We start from the raw sequence: 23,838 nt of genomic DNA on the forward strand, positions 1-23,838 counted from the left end.
GTTCGTCTGATCGCACAACGTTTTCCCTGGTACCAGTGTCCACAGCGGTCTTGTGTCACATAGATTCGAAATGTTTTCATCTCCGATATGGACATGGGGACGCTCACACCGATCGCTGCCTACGTCGTCGCGGTCCTCGGCTCGGTGCTCGGTCTCCTGTCCGCTGAACGCGCGCGAAACGCGAACAGGACGACACGGAACTGGTGGATCGCCGTGGCCGCGGTGTCGATCGGCGGGCTCGGCATCTGGGGCATGCACTTCACCGCGATGCTCGGCACCTGGATGGGCGCGAACGTCTCCTACGACATCCCCATCACGTTGCTGAGCATGGTCGTCGCCATCGTGGTGGTCGCCGCCGGCCTGTTCCTGGTGCGGCGGTACGGCGTGAACGGCGACACGCGCTTCTGGCCGCTCGCCGCCGGCGGGCTCGTCACCGGACTCGGCGTCGCCGCGATGCACTACACCGGCATGGCCGCGATCGTGATCAACGCCGACGTCTCCTACAACATCGGTCTCGTGGCGCTCTCCATCGTGATCGCCGTGGTCGCCTCGACCGTCGCGCTGTGGTTCACGCGGAAGGTCAGTGGCTTCGCCGCCGTCATCGGCGCCGCCCTGGTGATGGGCGTGGCCGTCACGGGAATGCACTACACCGGCATGTACGCGATGAGCATGGCGCACGACCACAGCGCGTCGATCGTCGTCGGCAACTCGCAGGAGCTGATCACGTCGCTGATCATCGGCGGTGCCGGTGTCAGCGTGATCATCATCTTCCTGCTCGCCCTCACGTCCAACGACGAGGAAGGCAGCGAGGAAGCCGAGCTGCTCGCCCGCGTCATGCGACGGGCCAGCGAACGCTGAGCTACTTGAGGTGCACGAGCACCATGCCGTCGTTGCCCGGCGCGACCTCCACGCGCCAGTAGAGCTTCTTGACGTGCGGCTGCTTCAGCATGGCGAGCACGCGGGCCTTGAGCTTGCCCGAGCCCTTGCCCGTGATGATCTCGACCAGTGGCACCTTCTGCCCGGCCGCGCGGAAGAGCGCGGCACGCACGGCCTGGGCGATGTCCTGGTCGCTGCGGAAGATCGGGTGCAGGTCGACGGTCAGCTTGTCCGGCACGCCGTTCATTCTGCCCGAGCAGTACCCGTGGCCTCGAAGACGCGGTGGATCAGCAGTTCCGCACCCTCGGTGAAGGCGTTGACGGTCACCTTGCGGCCGTTGCCCAGCTTGATCTGACAAGCGACGTCGCCACCGAAAGTCTTGGACAGAAATGTTTTCTTGCCAATGTCGGTGACGGTGGCGACGTCCGTCCACGGCACGGTGATCGTCTTCGCGCCCCACGTGTGCACGAATCCGTGCTCGTACAACGTGAAGTGCTCGCCATGGCGCGCCACGGACTGCACGGCGAGGATCGTCCCCATCACGACCGCGCCCAGGCCGCAGCCGAGGATGATCCCGGCGACGGACATGATCGGGCCCGCCCGGCCGACGTCGAGCGTCAGGAGCGAGAACACCCCGAGCACGAGGACGGGAGTGCCAGCCGTCACCGCCAGCGCTCCCGTCACCGCGCGACGGCGGTTGCTCGTCTCATACCGTTCAAGCTCCGCACCCAGTTCCGTCACGAGCCGGGACACTAGAGACGGCGGCACGGGACCGGTCCCACAACGCCAGTCCCGCCAGCGCCCCGCCCGCGGTGACGGCACAGGCGACCACCACGGCAGCGCGCAACGACAACGTTTGCGCGAGCAGAGGTCCCGCCAGCGCGCCGATCAACGTCGCCAACGCTTCCGCTGACAGGAAGACCGCGCTGATCCGGCCGAGTGCCTCGTTCGGCACCACCCGCTGCAACACCGTCTGCGGGGTCACGAGGGTCATCGAGCCGAACACGCCGATGGCCACCGCGGCGGGCAAGGCGACGAGCAACGAGGTCGAGCTGAAGAGCACGAAGAACGCCACGGCGGTCGCCAGCTGGGTCGCCGCGAGCAGGTAACGGGGCTGAACCCGGTCGACGAGCCTGCGGATCGCCACGGCGCCGAGCAGGAACCCGGCCCCGAGCGCGGACACGACGAGCCCGATCTGTTCGGTGCCACCGAGTCTCTGGATCCCGAACGGCACGAGCAGTGCGCTCAGCGCGGCGTTGGCCGCCAGGAAGATCGCCGTCAACGGCAGCAGCACCACCGCGGTCGGCAGGCTCCGCAACACTTTCCAACCGCCGGCGAGATCGACCGGAGCCCGCTTCCCCACCAGAGCCTGGCGGCGGGTCGTCAGCGCGATCGCGGCCGCCGAGACGAGGTAGCTCGCGATGTCGATCCAGATGAGCGCCTGGAAGCTCGTGAGCGTCATGATCGCGGCGCCGAGCGGTGGCGCGACGAGACGGACCGTGCCGTCGGTGAAGGCGTTGAGCGAGTTCGCGCTGCTCAGCCCGGTGCCCGTGCCGACGACGACCGGGATGTGCGCCTGCGCGGCCGGACGGAACAGCACGGCGCCCGTGCTCTCGGCGATCAACGCGGCGTAGACGAGCCAGAGCGAGTGCCCGGCCGTGGCGAACAACATCAGCGTGACCGCCAGCGCGCGGAACAGGTCGGCGGCGATCATCACCCGCCGTCGGTCCCAGCGGTCGGTCAGCACGCCCGCGACGGGGCCGAGCAGCAACGGCGGCAGGTACTCGGCGACGAGCGTGAGGCCGGTCGCGAGCAGCGAACCGGTGAGCGCGTAGACGTGCGCCGGGATGGCGATCACCAGCAGCCACGAGCCCAGCATGCTCACGGTTCGCCCGGTCCACAGCAACCGGAAATCCCTGACCTTGAGTGCTTCGAGCACAGCTACCCCCAGGTAGTAGTACCGACAGAATAAGAACGTCGACCAGGGTGTTCTGTCAGGCCACACCGTCGCCTCGGTCGCCGCCGACGCCGGGTTGTCCGTGCCCACATCACGAACCTGGCGAACATCCGGGGAAGACCACCCGGCGTGATCACTGGCTGCTGATGCTCGCGACCAGGTTGATCGTCGTGGCCAGCACACCGGTGCCGAACAGGTACGACAACAGGGCGTGCTTCAGGGCCGTGCGGCGCATCTCGCGGCCGGACAGGCTCGTGTCGGACACCTGGAACGTCATGCCGATGCTGAACGCGACGTACGCGAAGTCGCCGTAGTCCGGCGGTTCGGACTGGTTGAAGTCGATGCCGCCGTCGGCGCCGTAGTAGTAGAGACGGGCGTAGCGCAACGTGAAGATCGTGTGCACCACAGCCCATGACAGCACCACGGACAGCACGCCGAGGCCGACGCGCAGCAGTTCGGACGCGCCGGTGGTGTGTGCCGCGCGGGCCAGTACGAAGCCCACGGACACGAGGCTCGCCAACGCGGCCACGAGCAGCAGCACCTCGGCGACGCGGCGGGTCGGGTCGTTGCGGACGGCGTGCTGGGCGGTCTTCTCGGCGTCCATCGGCCAGATGACCATCCACGCCCGCACGAGGTACGCGAGCGTGGCGACGTCCCAGCCGACCAGCAGGCCGAACTCGCCGTGGCCGGTGACCGTGACGGCGAGGCCGCTGACCAGGCCGGCAGCGACGGCGACCACGACCTTGGTGCGGTCCAGCACGAAACCGTCCGGCATCGAGCGGGACGGCAGGTCAGCCATGCAAGGCCGCGTCCAGGTCGAGGTACAGGTCCAGCGTCTCGTTCAGGGTGGTGGCCTTGAGCGCCCGCAGCACGCTTCCCCTGGGCGACACCAGGCGCAACGGTGTGCCGCTGTCCTCGCCGCGCTGGTGGAACTCCACGAGCACGGAGAGTCCGATGGACGCGAAGAACTCGATGTCGCTGAGGTCCAGCACGACGGGGAGACCCGCGCCGAACGCCTCGGACAGCTTGGCGCGCAACAGATCCGCGGTGTACGAGTCGACCTCGCCCTCGGCGCGCAGCACGACAGCGGTGTCGAGCCTCTCCGTGTTCACCCTCAGCAGCGCGGCAGTTCCCTCGTTCACGGTGTGAAGCCTCCTGATCGGATCGTCGGCTCCACGCTAACCGATTCTTCGCCGCGGCCCACGACGACAAGCGGCCGGCCTCGGTGCGAGGCCGGCCGCTCATCCGATCAAGCTGCCTGGATCAGGCCGCCCGGAGCGGGACCGCCCAGCGCTGCTGCGCCGTGCCCACGCAGTCCCAGAGCTGGATCTTCGCACCGTTGTCGGTGATACCGGCGTGCACGTCCATGCACCGCGACGCGTCGACGTTCACCAGCGTGGCGTTCGGACGCACGATCCACTGCTGGCTGATGCCGTTGTGGCAGTTCGCCACCACGGTCGGCGTGCCGTTGGTCAGCGCACCGATGTCGAGGCACGTGCCCATCGACCGCACGGTGCCGTCGCCGGGTGCGGTCCAGGTCTCGCCCGACGGGCCGAAGCACGCCCACAGCCACACGATGCCGTTGGCCGGGTTCTCGCCCTTGATGTCGGCGCACTTGCCACCGAGGCCGACGACGTTGCCAGTCCACTGGCTCTGCGCGCTCATCCGCCAGATCTGCAACGGTGCCGCTGAGCAGTCCTGGATGGTGAACACCGCGCCGTTGGCGGTCCCCGCCGAGGTCAGGCACCTGCCGGAGGCCGGGTTGACCACGGTGCCGTCGGGCCTGGTCTGCCACTGCTGGCCGGTGTTGCCGTTGCAGTCGAAGAGCTGGACCGCCGTACCCGCCGCCGTGCCGCTGAAGGCCACGTCGAGGCACTTGCCGCTGGAGGTGATCCGGCCGTCACCGGTCGTCGCCCACGCCTGCGCGATGTTGCCGGCGCAGTCCCAGGCCTGGACCTTGTTCAGGCTCGGGTTGGCGTTCACGACGTCGAGACAGCGGCCGGACGCCGGGTTGACCAGCGCGCCGATCCTGCCGCGCTGATCGGGCAGACGCCACACCTGGTCCGACCGCGACGAGCAGTCCTGCAGTTGCAACGGCGCCGACCGGTCCGTGTTCGCCGGAGTGAGACACCTGCCGGAGCGGACGTTGACGACCGCGCCGTCCGGGCGGACCACCCACTGCTGGTGCAGCTCCACGGCGCACGCCTGCAGCGTGACCGCCGTACCCGCCGCCGTGCCGCCGTTCTGCGCGCCGATGCACTTGCCGACGTTGGTGATCAAGCCGTCGACGGTGGTGGTCCAGCGCTGGTTGGGCAGGTTGTTGCAGTCCCACATCTGCAGCTGGGAGGCGGCCGGGTCGTAGCCGGGGACGTCGAGACACCGGTCGTTCACGCCGCGCAGCTCACCGTTGCGCACCGCGGTGTTGTTCTTGACGCGGACGTTGCGCAGGTACGACGTCCGGTAGTCGCCGTCGTTCTGCAGGCCGACGAAGCTGTTCACGAAACCACGGCCGGCCGCGGTGACGGCATGCCGGTTGATCTCGGTGCCGTCGAGCTTGACGATCACCGTGTTCGAGGCGACCGTCACCTCGACCGCGTGCCACTGGCCCGGGGCGACGGGCTGCCTGGTGGTCGGCTTGCCCGGCAGGATCGAGCCCATGGTGTCGTCGCTGGACAGGTCGATCTCGACGCCGTTGTCGCGCGGGACGGCAGGGTTGGCGCCGGGGTCGGGGAACATCACGAACAGGCCGGTGTTCACCGCCGCCGAGTTGGCCTTCCAGTCGAGCTTCACCGTGTAGTCGTTGTTGAACGAGTGCGCCGCGTACCAGGTGATGTCGGTGCCCTCGGTGGTGCGCAGCTCGCAGCCGTCCGCCGCCAGTGACGTGGTGCCCGCTGTCCGCCACGCGGACAGGTTCGACTCCGCCCTGCCGTCGAACATGCTGGTGTAGCCCGCTTCCCCGACCGGCAGCGCGCACGCGCCGTCGTCGGTGAACGGGGCGCCGCCGATGAAGTAGCCCTGTGCGTCGAGCGCCACCTGGGCGTTGCCGCGCTCGTTGCGCACGGCGACCTTGCCGCTCGCGCCGAGTGGCGTCAGCACCGAACCGGACAGCTGTTCCCGTTGCCTGGTGGCGAAGTTCGTCACCGGTGACCAGCCGATCTCGGCCGGTGCCACGGAGATCTCCGTGCCGAGCACGTCGTCCTGCGCCGAGGGCAGCAGTGCCGCCGCCGTCGCGGTGGCCGGGATGCCGGCGAGCCCGGTGACCTGGAACCGCGCGCTCTCCCCGTGGCCGAGCGGGCCTGCTCCCGTCGCGGTGTCGGCGATCCTCGCGGGTTCGGCGAGCGGCACGTACTTCCCGCCGTCACCGGGTCCGAACCAGCCGACGACGTCGAGCATCGCGTGCACGCGACCGGACGCGTTGCGCAGCCGGATGTTCCCGTCCTCCGCGATCGTCACGATCGACATGTTCGACCGGCGCTCGTTGCGGCCGACGCTCAGCGCCGTGCCGCCGTTCTCGGCGCCGTAGAGTCCCATCGCCGTGCCCTGGGTCGACTCGACGGCGGTCAGGTTGACCGCGACGGCCCTGGCGTTGTCCGGAACACCGTTGGCACCTCTGGCCTTCACGGTCACGACCTCGCCCGCGTCGAGCGGAGTGGTGCGCGAGCCGCCGTTCAGGCCGCGGGTGTCGAGCACCCGGACGGGGCTGTGCTGGGCGAAGAAGGTGGACGAGCCGTTCGCGCTGAAGTAGCCGAGGTAGTCGACGTTGTCGAACACCGGCCCGGCGCCCGCCTTCAACCGGATCGCGCGGTCACGGCCCACCTTGGCGATCACCAGGGTGTTGACCCAGCCGCCGCCCGGCCGCACCCGCACCGTCGTGGCCTTGCTGGTCGACTGCGCCGGGTCCTCCGGGAACACGTCGAGCCCGCTCGGCACCTCGGTCGTTCCGGGCGCGGGGTTGGTGCGGACGGACACGTTGATCGCGACCGCAGTGGTGTCGCCCGGCAGGTCGGGGAACGACAACGTGAAGACCTCGTTGGGCGCGAAAGCCTTGCCCTGCACGACCAACGGCTTGGGCAACGGCGTGTAGCCCGACCCGGTCACGACCGGCACCGTGTCCGGTGTGCCCAGCGCGAGCACGCCGCTGCCCCACTGGTTGTCGGACTTGCGCGGGTTGGTCCTCGTCTGGAGCGCGTTCTGGATCTGACCGGCGTCGAGCTGCGGGTTGGCGGACTTGATCAGCGCCGCCGCACCCGCCACGTGCGCGGCGGCCACGGAAGTGCCGGCCATCGCGTAGCCGGGATAGGTCGAGGTGCTGACCTCGTCGAACCCGGTGATGTCCGGTTTCTGCCTGCCGTCGATGGTCGGTCCCTGACCGCTGGTCGCGGCGAGCGCGCCACTGCCGGGCCGGGTCGCACCCACTGCCATCACGTACGGCGAGGTCGCGGGTTCGGTGACGCTGCCGGCCGGGGTGTTGTACTGCAACGGATCGGTCGGCCCCGACGCGAACAGGTCGAACCTCGTCGTGAACTTCGCGTTGTGGTTGCGCACGTAGAGGTAGTAGAACTGCGCGGACCCGGTCTCGTTGGCGAACGTCACCTCCTCGGTCGGCCTCAGGCCACCGGCGACGTCACGCTGGTTCGTGGTGGAGGCGGACTTGATCGCGGGGTCGGTGGGTCCGGTCGGCGCCTTCGCCTGCGTCATGACGTAGAGGTCGAGGTCCTCGTTCGTCCTCGGCCACGCGTCCCACTTGAGCGAGACGGTGGCCGTGGCGCCGGCGGCGAGGTTGAAGCCGTTGTTCTGCGCGGTGCCGTCGAACTCGACGAAACCGTTGTTGTTCGCGTCCACCGCCTTGCCCGCGAAGTGGGTCCGGCCCAGGTTGCCCGCCGCCGTCGCCCACAGCACGCCCGCCTCGCGGGACTTGCGGACCACGTCGGCCGGGCTGCCCTGCTCGCCGGTGCCGTCACCGCGGCCGGAGCTGAGGAACCCGATCGCGGCGGTGATCACCTGCACCCCCTGCTGCCGCAACCACTCCTCCGCCCCGGCGAAGTCCAGCGGGCCGTCGACGCACGCCAGGAACAGCTGAGCCTCGGGCGCCATGTCGTGCACGACCTCGGCGACGGCGGTGCCGTGGTCACTGCTGCGGGTGACGTCGTGACACCCGGCGTTGTTGACAGTCGTTCCCGCCGGCAGTTCACCCGACTGCCTGACCTCGTCCAAGCGGGCGAAGCCGACGTCGATGACGCCGACCTTGACGTCCTTGCCCTTCTTGCCGTCGTTGATCCACCCGTCCGCGCCGGAAGCCTGAACTCCCTCGGAGGTGACGGCCATCGGGATCGCGCGCTCGGGACGCTCGACCTCCACAATGGACTGCTCCTTGCCCAGTGCCGCCACCCGGTCCTGACCGATGGCGATCTGGGCGCGGGAGCCCTGCGTGCCGGTGACCTTGCCCCCGAGCCTGGTCACCGTGTCGCGGACGGCTTTCTGGTCCCGTCCGTCGACGTAGAGCAGGACGTTGCCGTCCTTGTCCTTCGAGACCGCCTCGCCGGGTCTCGGCTCGGAGATCGCGTGCGGGACGTCGGGTGTCGCGACCGCCGGAACGGTTGCCACGACCGACATCCCCAGCGCCACCCCCGTGGCCAACGCGGCCATGCGCTGCCTGATTCTCATGCCACTCCACTCATTCATCGGTTACCCGCCGTTCGGGCCGACAGGGTTGAGACAGCGGGGCCGTGGTGCGTCGCGGTCCCACTTCTCCTTGGTGTAGTCAGGGGTGTTCGGAATGACCTTCACGCACACGAACCCCTTGTCCCCCACCGCGTACAACTTGATCGACGACGGGATCGCGGCCTTCTCGCTGTCGTATTCGGCGACGACGCGGTAGAAGACGCGCTGCCCGTTCTGGCCGATCGCGCGAGCGATGTCGTTCTCGACGTCGCGCATCACCGGCGAGTTCGACATCGCGTACTGCGGCACGACGTTCTCGACCTTGTGGCTGCCGTGGAACTGGTGACCGACCAGATGACCGCGGTGCATGCCGAACTCGCGTCCGACCGGGTCGCCCACCTTCGGGCGATCCTTCTTGTTCTTCGTGGTCAAGCAGACCTGGCCGGCGGTGGCCCGCTCGGCGGTGCCGTGCTCGGGGGAGGTGAACTCCTCCATGTCGTCGTTGATCGCGACGTCGGTGATCATGGTGGGATCACCGTCGAGGCACCCCTGCTCCTCCGGCTGACGCAGCGCGCCGCCCTTCCCGACCACCGGGAACCGCCGGTCGTCGGCGATCGTGCCCACGGTGTCCACCGCGTCGAACACCGTCTCGGTGATGGACGTCGCCGTGTCGATCAGCACGTCCGCCAGGTCGATGATGATCGTCAGCGGGTTGGTCGGGTCGTACGTGCTCGGCGGCGCGACGACGGTGTGTCCCGGCTGTGGCTGGAAGTTCGGCTTGTGCAGCTCGCGCCACCACAGCGGAGGAGGCGGGGGAACCGGTTTGTAGATCGGCTTCGGTTTCCGGCCACCGGGACCGGTGGTCGGCTTGCCGCTGGTGCACTTCTTGCCCTTGCCACACGACGGTGGCGGTGGAGGCGGCGGAGTGTAGGTGCGACGAGCGGCGCAGCCACCGATGTTGTACTTGCAGTTGCCCATCCGGAGATCGCCAGGGTCCTGCTTCATGCACCGGCCGTACTTGCAGTCGGCGACCGCGATCTGACCGGCGCAGGCGCTGTCGAACAGGGTGTGCTTGATGGGCTGCCAGATCGCGTCCAGCGGGGTCTTGACGTCTCTGCCCACGTTCCACAGGCACTGGTAGATGTCGTGGCCCGTCGGGTCCGTGCCCGACAGCGGACTGCTGTTGCCGTAGGCGTACCGGTTCGCGGCCGCCGAAGGTGACGGGTCCAGCGTCCAGTCGTCCCGGCTCGCGAACCTGCCGGTGTCCGGCGTGTACCAGCGGGCGCTCATGTTCACCGCGCCGGTCCCGGGATCCGTCCAGTCGCCCTGGTAGCCGATGGCCGAGGTGTCACCCGACGACGAGGTCACCGCGCCGAACGGGTCGAAACTCCGTTGCCCGTCCACGGTGTTGCTCAGGTAGCGGCCGAGCACGTCGCCGTGCGAGTCGGCGAACAGCATTCTGGCCTGGCCGCTTCCCTTGTCGGCGAAGGCGGATCCGTCCGGCAGCCGGCTGATCGTGCGGGTGCCGTCCGTCACGGCCTCGTTGGTCGTCCCCTGGTACTGGAAGTCCGTGCCGTTGCGGGACGCCACCCGGTCGAGCGAGTCGTAGGTGTAGCGGGCGGCACCCATCGCGGTCATCCGGTCGAAGGCGTCGAAGGACGAGGTGTTCGTGGTGCCGCCCTGCGTCCGGGAGGACAGCGTGCCCCGGTCGGTGTAGGTGTAGGTCGCGCCGTCACCGGACGTCAGCCGGTTCTGGGCGTCGAAGGCGAAGGTCCTGTCCCCCACCGCGACCCGGTTGCCGGAGCGGTCCCAGCCGTACGACGTGGTCTTGCCGGCCGGGTCCTTCCACGACATCAGGCGACCGGCGCCGTCGTAGCCGTAGCTGTTGGCGCCCTTGGCCGTCACCTGGTCGTCGCGGTCGTAGCCGTACGTGCTGCCGATGAGCACTCGTGGCGGCACTCCGGTGTCGACGGTCTGCTGGACCTGGTCGGACACCAGCCGGCCGAGTTCGTCGTAGGCCAGGCGCCGCACGGTCCGGCCCCCGAGCGAGCGGTCCGCGACCGAGGCCGGGCGACCGGCCTTGTCGTAGCCGTAGTCGGCGGTGCGGCCGGTGAGCCCGTCCACCACCTCGGTGATCCGGCCGGCCTTGTCGTAGCTGTACGAGGCGGTGCCGGACGCGTCGGTGCGGGTCGCCACGGTGCCGTCACCGTTGTAGGTGAAGGTGGTGGACCCGCCCGGGCCACGGGACGTGAGGAGGTTGCCGCGGTCGTCGTAGCGGAAGAGGTCGTCGCCCGCGGCGGCCAGCCTGCCCGCGGCGTCGTAGCCGAAGGTGCGGGCGGTGGTCGCGGACTCGGCCCCGGAACCGTTCTCCGCGCTCACGCGGCCCTGTGCGTCGAACGCGCGGGTGACCTGGACGCCACCGGGCTTGCTCAGCCGCACGGCCTGGCCCGCCGCGTCGTAGGAGGTGGTCCAGGTGGCGCCGCCCGGTTCCACGATCGACTCGGGCAGGCCCCACGATGTGGAGGTGTACGTGGTGACGTTGTTCCTGCCGTCCACGAAACGGCTGCGGTTGCCCAGCTTGTCGTAGTCCGTCGCCGTGACGATCTGCTCGCTGTCGCTCACGCGCTCGGTCTGCTTCACGACGCGGTTCAGCGCGTCGTAGCCGAAGGTGACCCTGCGTCCTTCGGCGCTGGTCGTCGCGATCACGTTTCCGTTGGCGTCGTAGTCGGTGAGAGACGCGCGCTTCTCCTGTCCCCCAACGGACTGCGCGGTGCGCACGGCGCGGCCTAGCAGGTCGTGGGACGTGGTGGACACCACGCCGTCCAAGCCGGTGACGGAGTTCTGCCTGCCCGCGATGTCGTAGCCGTAGCCGGTCGACCGCGCGGTGGCGTCCGTGCTGGAGGTCAGCTCACCGGCCGCGTTGAAGGCGGACGTGGAGGTGAAGCCCTGCGGCGTCTCGACGGAGACGGGGTTGCCGGCGTCGTCGTAGCCGGTGCGGGTCGTGTAGTAGAGGATCCCGCCCGGCGTGCGGTCGGCCTGGGTGGAGGTGATCCGGCGGCCGAGTTCGTCGTAGGTGAACAGGGTCTGCGCACCGCTCGCGTCGGTCTGCGAGACCAGTTCGCCGTTCTTGTCGTAGCGCGACGACAGCACGCTCGGCTGGTCACCGACCTGCGGCAGGGTGACGGTGCGGACGCGGCCGTACGGGTCGAACGTTCGCGAGGTCACCCGTTGCAGGGCGTCGGTCGTCCTGGTCGGGTTGCCCGCGTGGTCGTACTCGGTCCGCGTGGCCGCCCCCTTGATCGGCTGACCGCCGGGCGGGGTGTAGTCGGGCGCGGTGCCCGCCACGGCACGGCCCATCGCGTCCCGTGCCGTGGTGGTGACGTTGCCCGCGCCGTCACGGGCGTGCGTGACCTCGCCGAAGGTGTTGTGGCCCAGCACTTCGGTGCGGGTGAAGCCGGCGGTGCGGACTCCCCCGGCCCACACGTCGGTTGCCGAGTTCGTGGTGCGCACCAGCTCACCGGTGAGGTCGTACTCGTAGCGCGTGGTGACGCCGCGCCGGTCGGTCGTGCTGCGCGGCAGGCCACGCTCGTCGCGGTCGATCGTGGTGGAGACCGTCGTCGAGGCGTCGAGGAACGCGTCCTCGCGCACCACCAGACCGGCCGCGTCGTAGCCGAACGTCGTGGTCTCGACCCGCTGCGGGTCGGCCGCGCCCCGCCGTTCGGTGCGGATCACGTTGCCACCGAGGTCGTGGGAGTCGCTCGTCACGCGGTTGAGCCCGGCGGGGTCGAACGCGGTGGACACGACGTTGCCCGCCTGGTCGTACGCGAACGTCGTGCGCCGCCCGCCCGCGGTGGTCTGGTCGACCAGCTGACCGGCGGGATCGTAGGCGCGCTGGTCGAGCACCACCTCGCGGCCCTGAACCGTCTGCCGCGTGGCGGAAAGCAGGTCGTCGTCGTAATAGGTGTACGAGGTCAGCCTGCCCATGGCGTCGGTGACGGACGCGAGCCGGCCGGCCGGGTCGTAGGCGCGCGCCTCCAGCGTCATCGTGGTGGCGACGGGGTTCTCCGGGTTCACGCCCTGCCCGGACGCCGTGCGCGAAAGCTCCCTGCCCAGTTCGTCGAAGCGGCTGGTCCACGACGTGCCGCGGACGTCGGTCACGGTCTGGGCGAGGCCGCCGTCCGAATACGCGTGCCGTTCGATCCCGCCGTCCGGGAACTCGGTGCTGCTCAAGCGATCCGACGCGTCGTAGGTGTGCTTCGTGGTCCGCGTCGGATCACCGCCGGTGCTGTCGGAGACCGCGGTCTCCAGCAGGTTTCCGTTGCCGTCATGGCGTTGTGTGGTCACGGCGGTGTGCGTGACGCCAGTGATCTCGTTGCGCACACCTGGTGACGTGATGCGGAAGACCTCGGACCGCGGGGTGTACTCGTAGGTCGTGGTGCCCAGCGAGCTTCCCCCGCTGTTGATCGTCGTCACCGTGCTCTGGCGGCCGAACTGGTCGTAGCCGTACCTGGCACGCAGCCCGGTCGGGCCCGCCAGTTCGTGCAGATCACCGTTGGCCCGGTAGGAACGGGACGTGACCTGGTTGCGCGCGCCGGTGCTGGTCAGCAGCAGGCCCGCGGGCATCTTGCCACCGCCTTCGGCGTCCTGGGCGCCGGTCGTGTACGTGGTGGTCTCGCTCGGCGCGACCGTGTGCCCCGCCGGGATCGGATAGGTCACCTTCAGCGGCCGCCCGGCCGTGTCGTAGGTGTAGGAGGTGCGGTAGCGGGTGTCCACCGGCCCGGAGGAACGTGCGTCCGAAGAGGACTCCAGCTTGTCGCGGCGCGGATCGAGCACCACGTCGGACTTGACGTAGGTGAAGTACTCCGTGTTGCACGAACCCGCGGTACGACAGGTCTTGCGGCTCAGCACGTTGCCGCGTTCGTCCGTGGTCTGCTCGGTGCGATGCCCGTTATCGTCGACCACCGCCGAGGGGAAGCCCGCGGCGTTGTACTCGTACCGCACGGTGGCGCCGTCGTGCAGCCGTGACGTCAGCCGACCGCCGTTGTCCGCGTCGAAGGTGTAGGTCCAGTCGCCGTGACCTGCCGGTCCTCGCAACGTCGCGGTGCGCACGGAGTCGCGCAGCACCGGCGTGTCGAGTGTCCACACGCGACCAAGGCGATCGTTGAGCGTGCGGACCCGGTCGAAGATGTCGTCGTAGGTGAGGGTGGCGAACTTCCGGTCGTCCTGCGGCAACTTGATCTCGGTCAGCTGGTCGACCGGCGCACCCGCGCGGAAGTGCGTGTCGACCGCCAGCGCTCCCAGGGTGTTCTGGTAGAGCGCCACTTCGTCGATGGCGCCGGAGAAGTGGAAGTCACCACCGTTGGTGGCGGGCCAGTTCTTGGCGTTGCCCGCGCCGAGCGTCAGCCGGCCCTGCTGCCGGTGGTCGACGAACCCGCGCAGTTCCTGACCCACCCGGACGCCGTCGAGGTAGAGGTTCTGCCGGTCGATCGCGGCGGACAGCACGACGTGGTGCCACCGTCCGTCGTCGACCTGTCCGGTGCTGACGATCTGCCGGGGTCCCTCGTCGCCGCGCAGCGAGAAACCGCCGTACAGCAGGCCGTCCGTGCCCACGTAGAGAATCGGTGTCGATTTCGCCGCGCCGGTGGGGAACGACTGGTCGGCATAGCTGAGCAGGGTGCCGTTGCCGTCGGTCTTGAACCACATCTCGACGGCGAGCGACATGGTCGCGGTCGTGAGCTGGTCCGGCAACGTCACGTAGCTGCTGTTGCCGTCGAACGTGGCCGCCTTGTCCGCGGTGCCGCCCAGCGCTCCGGCGCCACCGAGCAGGACGCCGTGCTGCTTGCCCGCGTCCACGCCGTCGCGGCGGGCGACGGCGTTGCCGAACGTGTCACCGCCGGTCTCACCGAGCCGCCAGTAGGCGCGCGGACCGTTGTCCAGCACCGTGCTGCGGTAGTGCGAGCCCTGCTGGTAGCCGTAGGTGGTGCAGTTCGGTGCCGCGCCGGGCGCGCACGCCTTGGTGAGCCGTTCGCCGTCGTAGGTGTAGGTCCACGTCAGGTCGCCGCCCGCGGTGACCGAGGTGACGCGGGCGCCCTGCCAGGTCAGGCGCAGCGAGCGTTTGCTGGTGTCGTTGGTGATCGTGGTGACGCGGTCGGCCGTGTCGTAGGTCAGCGTCTCGGTGAGCCCGGCCGGGTCGGTGATCGTGACCAGCCTGCCGATGTTGTCGAACGTCCAGCGGCTGCCCGAGACGTCGCGCAGGGTGTAGGTGCCGAGGTCGGTGCGGTACACCAGGTCGGCGTTCTGCCCGAACGGTGACGCGTAGCCGCCGTCCGGGTTGCGGCCGAACCGCACCTGCCGTCCGGTGGGGAACGTGAGCACCTCGTTGCCGGACTCGTCGAGGTCGTGCCGGATCCGCATGTCGAGCCGCGAGGACCAGCCGGTGCCGAACGCCGTGTCGCGGCGCGGGTCGAGACTGTTGTAGGTGCGGGTGACGGTGAGGTCGGGGCCGACCGTGGAGACGGACGCGTCGGTCGCGACGGTGGAGTAGTTGCCGATCTGCGGGTCGAGGCCGGGGCCCTCGGTGCTGCCGGGGCTGCCCGCGAGGTGCGAGGTGATCTCCGGCTGGTGCACGCGGGTCGCGAACGTGAGCCGCACGCCGTCCTTGACCGTCACCCAGAACGGCGTCTCGTTGACCGTGTCGAAGACCTTGACGCCCCAGAAGTAGGTGCGGCCCCAGAACAACCCGGGTGGCGTCCACGACCGGCTCGTCCAGCCGGACTCCTGGCAGTCGCGCGTCAGGTCCGGGTCGGAGCAGACGCGGAACCGGTAGGTGAGTTCCTTGCCGGGCCAGCCGTCCGGGTCGGTGCCTTCCGCGTACAGCGTCGGCGTCAGCGTCTCCACCACCTGCCCGCTGGCCGGCTGCTGCAGGTTCGAGGTGGGCGCGAGGTTGTTCACCTTCAGGTCGAACTCGCCGTACGGCACCTGGTAGGCGACGAAGAAGTCGTTGCCCTGCGGGTTGAACATCGTCAGGAAGATCCGGTACTCGCCCGGTGTCAGCGGGTCGATCGGCACCTCGAAGGTGTGCGTCTGCATCGGCGCGACGGTGGCCTTCCAGCCGCGCGCGGTCCGCACCTTCGTGCTGCCCTGCAGGACGATGTAGCCGAAGTCGAAGCCGTTGGACGGCGTCCAGGTCGTGGCGCCGAGGTTGGTGACCTTCGCGACGATCTTTCCGGCGGTCGCAGCGGTCGGCAGGGTCATGGAGGTGACCTCGAAGCCGACGCCCTCCGGCGCGTAGAGCACGTCCAGGTACGGCGCGAAGCCCGAGTCGGCCGACCCGAACCGCTTGCCGTTGCGGTCGGCCTCGTCGGTCGCGCGCAGTGCGAGACCGTGAGGCAACGCCTGGCCGTGCGTCCACCTGCTCATCAGCTCACGGTCGAGTTCGAAGCCCGCCCACTTCGAGCCGCCGCAGTTGCCGCCGTGGGCGAAGGTCGCGCTGCTGATCACCTGTCCGACGGCGGCGCCGGGCCACGCCAGCGAGCGGTTCCACGCCCCGGTCACCTCGTGCACCGAGACCGAACGCGGTGAGCAGGTGGTGGACTCGACGTTGTAGACGTTCAGCTTGGCGCCCAGGACGTACTGGTTGCGCAGCTTGCCGAGGGCGTCGGTGAAGTGCAGGTAGGAACGCGCCAGGCCACCGTCCACGTACCCGGTGCGCAACTGCTCGGCCGTGGAGGTGGTGGCCCTGCCCTTCTGGACGTCGAGGTCGTCCGTGTCCGCCTTGGGCGACAGGGCCGACGGGTCGACCACGACCGGGTAGGCGCGGGCCTTGTCCCGCAGCCAGGCCTGGTCCAGGTCGACCTTCAGCCGCCAGGTGTCCTCTTTGGACAGCGAGTACCGGACGGCGGTCGAGCGCACGCCGGCGGCGTCCTGCATGAAGCCGGCGGGCACGATTCCGACGACCTCGTCGCCGTCGGTCAGTTCGATGTCGCCCTCGTCGGTGAGGCGGGGCTCGAGACCGTTGAGGCGCAGGGTGAACGTGTAGGTCGCCGGCACGTCCGGCCCGTCCAGGACGAGCTCCTCCTTCAGGCCGGTCCGCTGCGCGGTGAACCGCAGGCCGACGCCGCGGTGGACCTGCGGGTAGAGGATCGACGCGCCGTCGGCCTGCCCGCGCACCTCGGCGGCGCCGTCGAGGGAGAACTCCACGCGGTGCTTCTCGTCGAACGCGACGGTGGCCACGTTTCCCTTGCTGGTGAGCGCGAACCCGGTGCGGACCCCGGCCACCTTCGGCTCCCAGCGGCCGCCGCGTTCGGTCAGCGCGAGATCGATCGGCTGCCACGAACCGTCGGGCTGCCGCACGTTGTTCGGCGCGGTGTGCAGCCGCAGCGTGCGGGTGCCGTCCGGGTTGTCGAACGTCTGGGTGGTCTCCGTGCGGTCGCCGGGCCGTTCCACCGCGGCGGGGTGGACGGCGGGCGCGTCGGGCTTGCGCTCCAGGCCCGGCGTGACCTGCTGTGGTGCCGCCACGTCCGGATGCGGATCCGCCTTGTGCACGGCGGCCGCGTCGGGCACGGCGCCCGGCGGCTGGGGCTGCTCGCGTTTCGGACCGGCCGCGGTGGACCTGGTGGAGGGCACCTCGTGTGCCACCCCGTCCGCCGTCCCGCTCGCCTGCCCCGGCGCGGTGGTGGCGGCGCCGGGCGGCAGCGCGCCCGTGGACACGCCGGCCGGGACCGAGGCGCTCAGACCGGACGCGGTCAGTGCGAGAACGACGACCGCGGCCAGCCAACGGCGCGCGACAACGACAGATCTGCGTTCGGCGTGCATCTCATCCCCCAGGCCACCGGGCGCCTCCCCTGGCGCCTCACAGCTCGGGGGTGACGCTGCACGGCGGACCTTGCACGGACCTTGCACGGGTCTGATAGACACGACCGGTCGGGGGGAGACAGGTTCGTGAGCGCGCGTTTTCACTTGCTCGGAGAAGTCGGGGCGACGACGGGTGGGCAACCGGTCCCGATCCGGCACGCACGGGTGCGGTGCGTGCTCGCCGTGCTGGCGGTCGACGTGAACAGGCCGGTGTCCGCCGACACGCTCGTCGACCGGGTGTTCGGCGAGCAGCTGCCGCGCCGGCCCAGAGAAGCCGTCTACAGCTATCTCTCCCGGCTGCGTGTCACCCTCGACGATCTGCCGGGCGTCGGCCTCGACAGGAGGTCGGGCGGCTACGTGCTGCGGGCCGATCCGGGTTCGGTCGACCTGCACCGCTTCCGCGAGCTGGTCGCGCGCGCGGCGCGGGAGGACGACCGGGCGCGGGCCGTGACGCTGGCCGAGGCACTGGAGCTGTGGACGGGCGAGGCGCTGGGCGGTGCGGACTCCCCGTGGGCGAGCAGCCTGCGCGACTCGCTCGCCCACGAGCAGCTGGCCGTGCGGCTCGACGCCCACGACGCCGGGCTTCGACTCGGCCGGCACGCGGAACTGGTGGTGCCGTTGACCGCGCTCGCCTCCGCGCGACCGCTCGACGAACGGGTGGCGCATCAGCTGATCGACGCGCTCGCCCGCAGCGGTCAGCAGGCGCAGGCGCTGGCGCGCTACGAGACGTTGCGCCGTCACCTGGCCGACGAGCTCGGCGTCGACCCGAACCAGGCGCTGCGCGACCTGCACCAGCGACTGCTGTCACCGGCGGCGGTGCACGCGGCACCTCCGGTCCCGCGGCAGCTTCCGCTGGCACCACGACACTTCCAGGGTCGCGTGCGGGAACTGGAGGCGCTCTCCGGTGCGCTGCGCTGCGACCTGGTGCTGATCTCGGCGATCCGCGGCGCGGGTGGGGTGGGCAAGACCTGGCTCGCGCTGCACTGGGCGCACCGGCACGCGGACGACTACCCGGACGGCCAGCTCTACGTGAACCTGCGCGGGTTCGACCTGACGATGAGCCCGGCGGATCCGGCGGTGGTGCTGCGCGGGTTCCTCACCTCGCTCGGCACGGCGGCGGACGGCCTGCCCGAGGACGTCGACACCCTCGCGGCGATGTACCGCAGCGCGATCGCCGGCCGGGCGATGCTGGTGGTGCTGGACAACGCCGCCGACGCCGACCAGGTCGTGCCGCTGCTGCCGGGCGCAGCCTCGTGCCGCACGCTGGTCACCAGCCGGCGTGCGCTGACCGGTCTGGTCGCCACGCACGGCGCGGTGCCGATGCGGCTGGACGTGCTGTCCGACGCGGAGGCCCGGGACCTGCTCGTGGCCCGGCTGGGCGAGCGCGAGCCCGAGGCGATCGCGGACATCGTGCGGCACTGCGGTGGCCTGCCGCTCGCACTGGGCATCGTCGCCGCGCGTGCGGCCGTGGACCACGACCTCGGCCTCGCCGCGATCGCGGAGGAGCTGCGCCTGGCCAGGCTGGACGCGCTCGACGCCGGGGACGTGAGCCTGCGGGCCGCGCTGTCGTGGTCGCACCGGGCACTCAGCGAGCCCGCCGTCGTCCTCTTCGGACTGCTCGGCCGGGCCCCCGCCGCCGACCTGCGCACCGGCGCGATCGACGCGCTGGCGGACGGTGCCGCGGCGAACGCCCTGGCCGAGCTCGAGGCAGCCCATCTCGTGATCAGGACCGACGCGGACCACTACCGCATGCACGACCTGGTCCACCTGTACGCGAGCGAACAGCCGTCACCGGGCCAGGAGGACGCCCTGCGACGCCTGGTCGACTACTACCTGCACACCGCGCACCACGCGGACCGGTTGCTCGATCCCGGTCGTCCGCCCTACGACATCCCGGAAACGGCGGTGCGCGCGCATCGTCCTTCCGGGGAGCAGGACGCGCTCAGCTGGTTCGAGACCGAGCACACCGCGATGCTCGCGGCCCTGCGCGTCGCCACCGAGAACGGCTGGCACCGCCACGTGTGGGCGCTCGCGTCCACGTTCATGACCTACCACTGGCGGCAGGGTCACCGCGCCGAACCGATCGCCGTGCTGAGTGCGGCCGCCGCGGCGGCGGAGGCCGCGGGAGAACCGGCGATCCAGGCCCGGCAGTTGCACGCTCTCGGCCACGTGTACGCACGGGCCGGTCTCAACGAGCAGGCCGTCGAGGTCCTGGAACAGTCCGCCGCGCTGAGCGAACGGCTCGGCGACGTGACCATGCAGGGGCATGCGCACCTGGTGCTCGCCCGCGCGTGGGGCCAGCGGGACGACTACCGGCTCGCCAAGCACCACGCGGCTCTGGGACTCGACCTGTACCAGCGTGCCGACGCGCCGAACCTGGTCGCCCTGGCCCTCAACAACATGGGCTGGATCTGCGGGCACATCGGCGAGTACGAGGAGGCGTTGCGCCATTGCCAGGCCGCGTTGCCGTTGCATCGCGACGCCGGACACGCATCGGGCGTCGGCGAGACCCTCGACAGCATCGGATTCATCCACGAGAAGCGTGGCGCCCGGCGGGAGGCGGCCGCGGCCTACCGCGAGTCCGCCGGGATCTTCCGCGAGCTCGGTCACTCCTACGAGACCGCGGTGACGCTGCGGCGGCTCGGCACGGTCCTCACCGAGGACGGCGACCACGCCGGTGCCCGGCAGGCGTGGACGGAGGCGCTGCGGATCTTCCGCGGCCGGGGGCTCGACGAGGCCGACGCGGTCGAGTCTCAGCTCACCGCGCTTCCCCGCTGACGCCGGTCAGCCTTCCCAGGCCTGCGTCAGGGCACGCCCGAACAGCTCGACGGGCTGGGCGCCGGAAACGGCCACACGTTCGCCGACGACCACGAACGGGACGCCCGAGACGCCGATGTCGCGAGCGCGCTGCTCGTCGGCGCGCACCTCGTCGGCATACGCGGCGGGGTCTTCGAGGACGGTCTTGACGTCGGCGGCGTCCAGTCCGGCCTCGGTGGCGATCTCGGTCAGCGACTCCGGCGTGAACAACGAACGCGCTTGCGCGAAGTTGGCGCGCAGCACCGCGTCGAGGACCTCGTGCCCGATGCCCTTCTCTCCTGCCAGGTGCAGCAGCCGGTGCACGTCGAACGTGTTGCCGACCTCGCGGTCGAGCCGGTACTCGAGGCCCTCGTCGCGCGCGAGCTGGGCGACGGACTCCTCCATCTCGGCGGCGCGCGGGCCGAACTTGGTGGCGAGCATGTCCTGCACGGACTCGACGCCGGTGCTGGTGGGATCCAGCTCGAACGCGCGGTGCACCACGGTGATCTCCGCACGGTGCTCGAAACCGGCCAGCGCTTTCTCGAAGCGCGCCTTGCCGATGTAGCACCACGGACAAATGACGTCAGCCCAGAACTCGACCTGCATCGTTCGATCATGTCATGCCACGCTCGCGCCGTCCGTTCAGAAACGATAATCGTTGTCATGTACGCTGCGGGTCATGGCAGCACGGGTCGTATTGGTAGCCGGGTTCACCCACCACGACGTGGCCGACGAACTCTGGCGGGCGTCACCTGAGTCGTCGCTGGTCAGGCATGATCTGAGCAGCCTGGCCGAGGGGGTGCTGCGGCGGTGGGCGGACGGCCGGCTCACCATTCTGGAGCTCGCGCACGGGTGCGTCTCGTGCACGTTGCGGCTGGACCTCGTTCCGTTGCTCGAAGGCTTGGACGGGCGCGTGATCGTGCAGCTGGACCCGATGCTCGAGCCGGAGGCCGTCTGCTTCGCGCTGAGCGGGACCGAGGTGGAGATCGAGGCCGTGGTGACGGTCGTCGACACCGCCACGTGGCTCGACGACGCGACCGGCGCCGACTCGCTCGCCGACCGGGGCATGCGCGCCGCCGAGGGTGACGAGCGGATGGTCGCGCAGGTCGTGGTCGGGCAGGCGGAGTTCGCCGACGCGCTGGTGCTGACCGGCCCGGGCGACCCGGTGCTCACCGCCGTGCTCGACCGGCTCTCCCCCGACGCGCCGCGTCAGCAGCTGTCCGAACTCGACGTGGTCTCCCTGCTCGCCGCGATTCCCGCCGACGCACGGCGCGGTGAGATCGACGACGGCTTCGGGTCGCTGCTGTACGGGCGGCCGTCGCTGGAACCGGCGCACGGCGTGTCCGTCGTCCACTTCACCGACCGGCGCCCGTTCCACCCGATGCGGCTGCACAACTGCATCGACGTGCTGCTCGACGGCGTGGTGCGCGTGCGCGGCCGGGTGTGGGTGGCGAGCCAGCCCGACGCGGCGCTGTGGCTGGAGTCCGCGGGCGGCGGGTTGCGCGTGGGCAACCTCGGGCCGTGGGAGGGCGACCGCGACCAGGAGCTCGTCGTGATCACCACCTCCGCCGACGCGGCCGAGATCGCCGCGAAGCTGCGGTCCGCCCTGGTCACCGACGAGGAACTCGCGCTGGTCACCGAACTCGACTTCGCCGACCCGTTCGCCGACTGGCACGAGGAGCTGGAACTCTGATGCGCACCCCTGTGACCGTGCTGTCCGGTTTTCTGGGCTCCGGCAAGACGACGCTGCTCAACCACGTGCTGACCAACCGCGAAGGCAGGCGGGTGGCGGTGATCGTGAACGACATGAGCGACGTCAACATCGACGCGGCGCTGCTCGACCGCACCGTAGAACGCCTCGTCGAGCTCACGAACGGCTGCATCTGCTGCACGTTGCGGGAGGACCTGCTCGACAGCGTCGGCGAGCTGGCGCGCTCGGGCCGGTTCGACACGATCCTGGTCGAGTCGACGGGCGTCTCCGAACCGATGCCGGTAGCGGCGACGTTCGACTGGACGTTCGAGGACGGCACGAGCCTGTCCGACCACGCGCGGCTCGACACGATGGTGACGCTGGTGGACGCGGAGGGCTTCCTGCGCGGACTGGCCGCCGGTGAGGTCTCGGATCTGCTGGTGGACCAGGTGGAGTTCGCGAACGTGCTGGTGGTGAACAAGACCGACCTCGTCACCGCGGATCAGCTCGCGACGCTCGACGCCGTGCTGCGACGCCTGAACCCGTCCGCCCGCCTGCTGCACACTTTGAACGGCGTCGTGGAACTGGCCGACGTGCTCGACACCGGCTCGTACGACCCGATCACCGCAGCGCAGGCACCGGGCTGGGCCCAGGAGCTGGCCGGCGGGCACACCCCGGAGACCGAGGAGTACGGGATCAGGTCCGTCACCTACCGCGCGTCACGGCCGTTCCACCCCGCCCGGCTCGTGGAGGCACTCGCGGACTGGGAAGGTGTGTTGCGCAGCAAGGGTTTCTGCCACATCGCGTCCCGTCCGGACGTGCTGGCCGTGTGGTCGCAGGCCGGTCCCAACCTCGTCATCGAACCCGGTCAGCTGCTCGACGTGCCCAGCGCACGCCAGGAGTTGGTGTTCATCGGAGTGGACTTCGACGTGACGGAGCCCGCTCGGCGCCTGGATCCCGCGCTGCTCACCGACTCCGAGCTCGCGGCGGGGCCGGACGCTTGGCTGGCGTTCGAGGATCCGTTGCCGGAGTGGGACTTCAGCGAACTGCACGACCATTCGCACGTTTACTGATCCTTCGGAACAACGCGATGGACCGTGGGAAGCGCGGTCTCGATCGACTCCCCTCCGGCTGCCGCTTCGACGACGAGTGTGAACTCGCAGTCGCATCGCGAAGTTTCGAATCCCACGTGAAGTACCTCGGACTCGCCTTTCAGCACTTTGTACGGGAAAGATTTGCGCGGGACACCCGTCGTCGGCAACTGCATCGAGACGTTGCCGTCCGCCTCGACGCGTTCCGCGGAAACGGCACGCGGACGTTCGACGTCGAGATTGAACACCAGCTCCCGGACGGGCATGTCCGTCCAGAACCTGCACCCACCCGGCGGAGGGGAAAGATCACCGGCCGGCGTCAGCTGCCGCCGGCTGACATCGGCCCGCAGACCGGTCAGAACGATCTCGGTGTCGCTCGGGTTCTGAACCACGATCTCGTACACGAGCCCCGGCGTGTAGGCGACCGGACCGCCGTCACGCGTTCGCTGGTCGTCCGCCCGCTTGTTCGCACACGCGTTGACCAGCTTTTCCTTCGCCACCTGCAACTGCGGTCGTGGTCGCGCAGGTTGGTGTTGCGGCTCCTGCGACCGCGGTGCGAGAGACTGCGGTGTCCGAGGCTGCGAGGCCTCGGACTGCGGAGCCTGTGGCGGGAGCACCTCGGACCGGGACGGCGGAGACGTCGACTGCTGGGACTGCGGGTTCAGAGGAACCGGCACCGCACCCGGCCCGCCCAGTGCCACCTCGGCCACGAGCACGATCGCGAGAACGCGATACCAGAGCGCCGGAGAGATCGTCGGCTCCGTCTGCGGGGGACCGGGGTAGGTGACGTTCAGGTCGCCGCGAATATTCCCGGTCTGGAGCACGTTTCCCTGGGAGTCCCCGCTGAACGTGTTCGATGATTCGTCTCCCACCGGCCGGATGCTATCCGACCACCGGAAGAACCCGCCTCGACA

At 70.0% G+C, this 23,838-nt stretch carries 13 protein-coding genes; 4 read left to right on the forward strand and 9 right to left on the reverse strand.

All coding sequences use genetic code 11. The features are described from left to right. Window positions 1–93: 93 nt before the first annotated feature. Complete coding sequence (locus tag OG205_RS15915) at window positions 94–858, forward strand: MHYT domain-containing protein (RefSeq protein WP_330277022.1); 765 nt, start codon at window positions 94–96, stop codon at window positions 856–858. Between the two features lies 1 nt (window position 859). Here the strand turns inward: OG205_RS15915 and OG205_RS15920 are convergent, their stop codons facing one another. The 7 genes from OG205_RS15920 to OG205_RS15950 form a co-directional block, all read right to left on the reverse strand. Next, entirely contained in the window at window positions 860–1,123 is a 264-nt protein-coding gene (locus OG205_RS15920) for a Smr/MutS family protein (protein ID WP_330277023.1), read from the reverse strand. Continuing rightward, window positions 1,120–1,617, reverse strand: a complete 498-nt coding sequence (locus OG205_RS15925; protein ID WP_330277024.1) for a hypothetical protein — start codon at window positions 1,615–1,617, stop codon at window positions 1,120–1,122. The genes OG205_RS15920 and OG205_RS15925 overlap by 4 nt, the downstream gene beginning before the upstream one ends. After that, window positions 1,592–2,815, reverse strand: coding sequence for an MFS transporter (locus OG205_RS15930; RefSeq protein ID WP_330277025.1), 1,224 nt, complete (start codon window positions 2,813–2,815; stop codon window positions 1,592–1,594). Before OG205_RS15930 ends, OG205_RS15925 begins: the two co-directional genes overlap by 26 nt. Window positions 2,816–2,966: 151 nt before the next feature. Beyond that, entirely contained in the window at window positions 2,967–3,632 is a 666-nt protein-coding gene (locus tag OG205_RS15935) for a DUF1345 domain-containing protein (protein WP_330277026.1), read from the reverse strand. Next, window positions 3,625–3,975, reverse strand: a complete 351-nt coding sequence (locus tag OG205_RS15940) for an STAS domain-containing protein (protein WP_330277027.1) — start codon at window positions 3,973–3,975, stop codon at window positions 3,625–3,627. The genes OG205_RS15935 and OG205_RS15940 overlap by 8 nt, the downstream gene beginning before the upstream one ends. A gap of 121 nt (window positions 3,976–4,096) precedes the next feature. After that, window positions 4,097–8,497, reverse strand: coding sequence for a ricin-type beta-trefoil lectin domain protein (locus tag OG205_RS15945; protein WP_330277028.1), 4,401 nt, complete (start codon window positions 8,495–8,497; stop codon window positions 4,097–4,099). A 21-nt stretch (window positions 8,498–8,518) separates the two neighbouring features. Beyond that, window positions 8,519–17,308 (reverse strand): LamG-like jellyroll fold domain-containing protein, encoded by an 8,790-nt coding sequence (locus tag OG205_RS15950; protein WP_330277029.1) that lies wholly within the window; start codon window positions 17,306–17,308, stop codon window positions 8,519–8,521. A 126-nt stretch (window positions 17,309–17,434) separates the two neighbouring features. Between OG205_RS15950 and OG205_RS15955 the strand changes: the two genes are divergently transcribed. After that, window positions 17,435–20,125 carry an AfsR/SARP family transcriptional regulator gene (locus OG205_RS15955; protein WP_330277030.1) on the forward strand — a complete coding sequence of 897 codons (2,691 nt, stop codon included), beginning with the start codon at window positions 17,435–17,437 and terminating at the stop codon, window positions 20,123–20,125. Between the two features lie 6 nt (window positions 20,126–20,131). Here the strand turns inward: OG205_RS15955 and OG205_RS15960 are convergent, their stop codons facing one another. After that, window positions 20,132–20,749 (reverse strand): DsbA family oxidoreductase, encoded by a 618-nt coding sequence (locus tag OG205_RS15960; RefSeq protein WP_330277031.1) that lies wholly within the window; start codon window positions 20,747–20,749, stop codon window positions 20,132–20,134. Between the two features lie 73 nt (window positions 20,750–20,822). Here OG205_RS15960 and OG205_RS15965 point away from each other — a divergent pair, with 73 nt between their 5' ends. Together OG205_RS15965 and OG205_RS15970 are read left to right on the forward strand one after the other, a co-directional pair. After that, the gene (locus tag OG205_RS15965) at window positions 20,823–21,836 is read left to right on the forward strand and encodes a GTP-binding protein (protein WP_330277032.1); all 1,014 of its coding nucleotides are present in this window, start codon (window positions 20,823–20,825) and stop codon (window positions 21,834–21,836) included. Beyond that, entirely contained in the window at window positions 21,836–22,906 is a 1,071-nt protein-coding gene (locus OG205_RS15970; protein WP_330277033.1) for a GTP-binding protein, read from the forward strand. Before OG205_RS15965 ends, OG205_RS15970 begins: the two co-directional genes overlap by 1 nt. Here OG205_RS15970 and OG205_RS15975 read toward each other — a convergent pair. Next, window positions 22,900–23,796: a hypothetical protein gene (locus tag OG205_RS15975; RefSeq protein WP_330277034.1), complete on the reverse strand. Its 897-nt coding sequence runs from the start codon at window positions 23,794–23,796 to the stop codon at window positions 22,900–22,902. The two genes, OG205_RS15970 and OG205_RS15975, sit on opposite strands and share 7 nt — an antisense overlap. Window positions 23,797–23,838: the final 42 nt, after the last annotated feature.

The organism is Lentzea sp. NBC_00516, assembly GCF_036346835.1.
Lineage (GTDB): Bacteria > Actinomycetota > Actinomycetes > Mycobacteriales > Pseudonocardiaceae > Lentzea > Lentzea sokolovensis.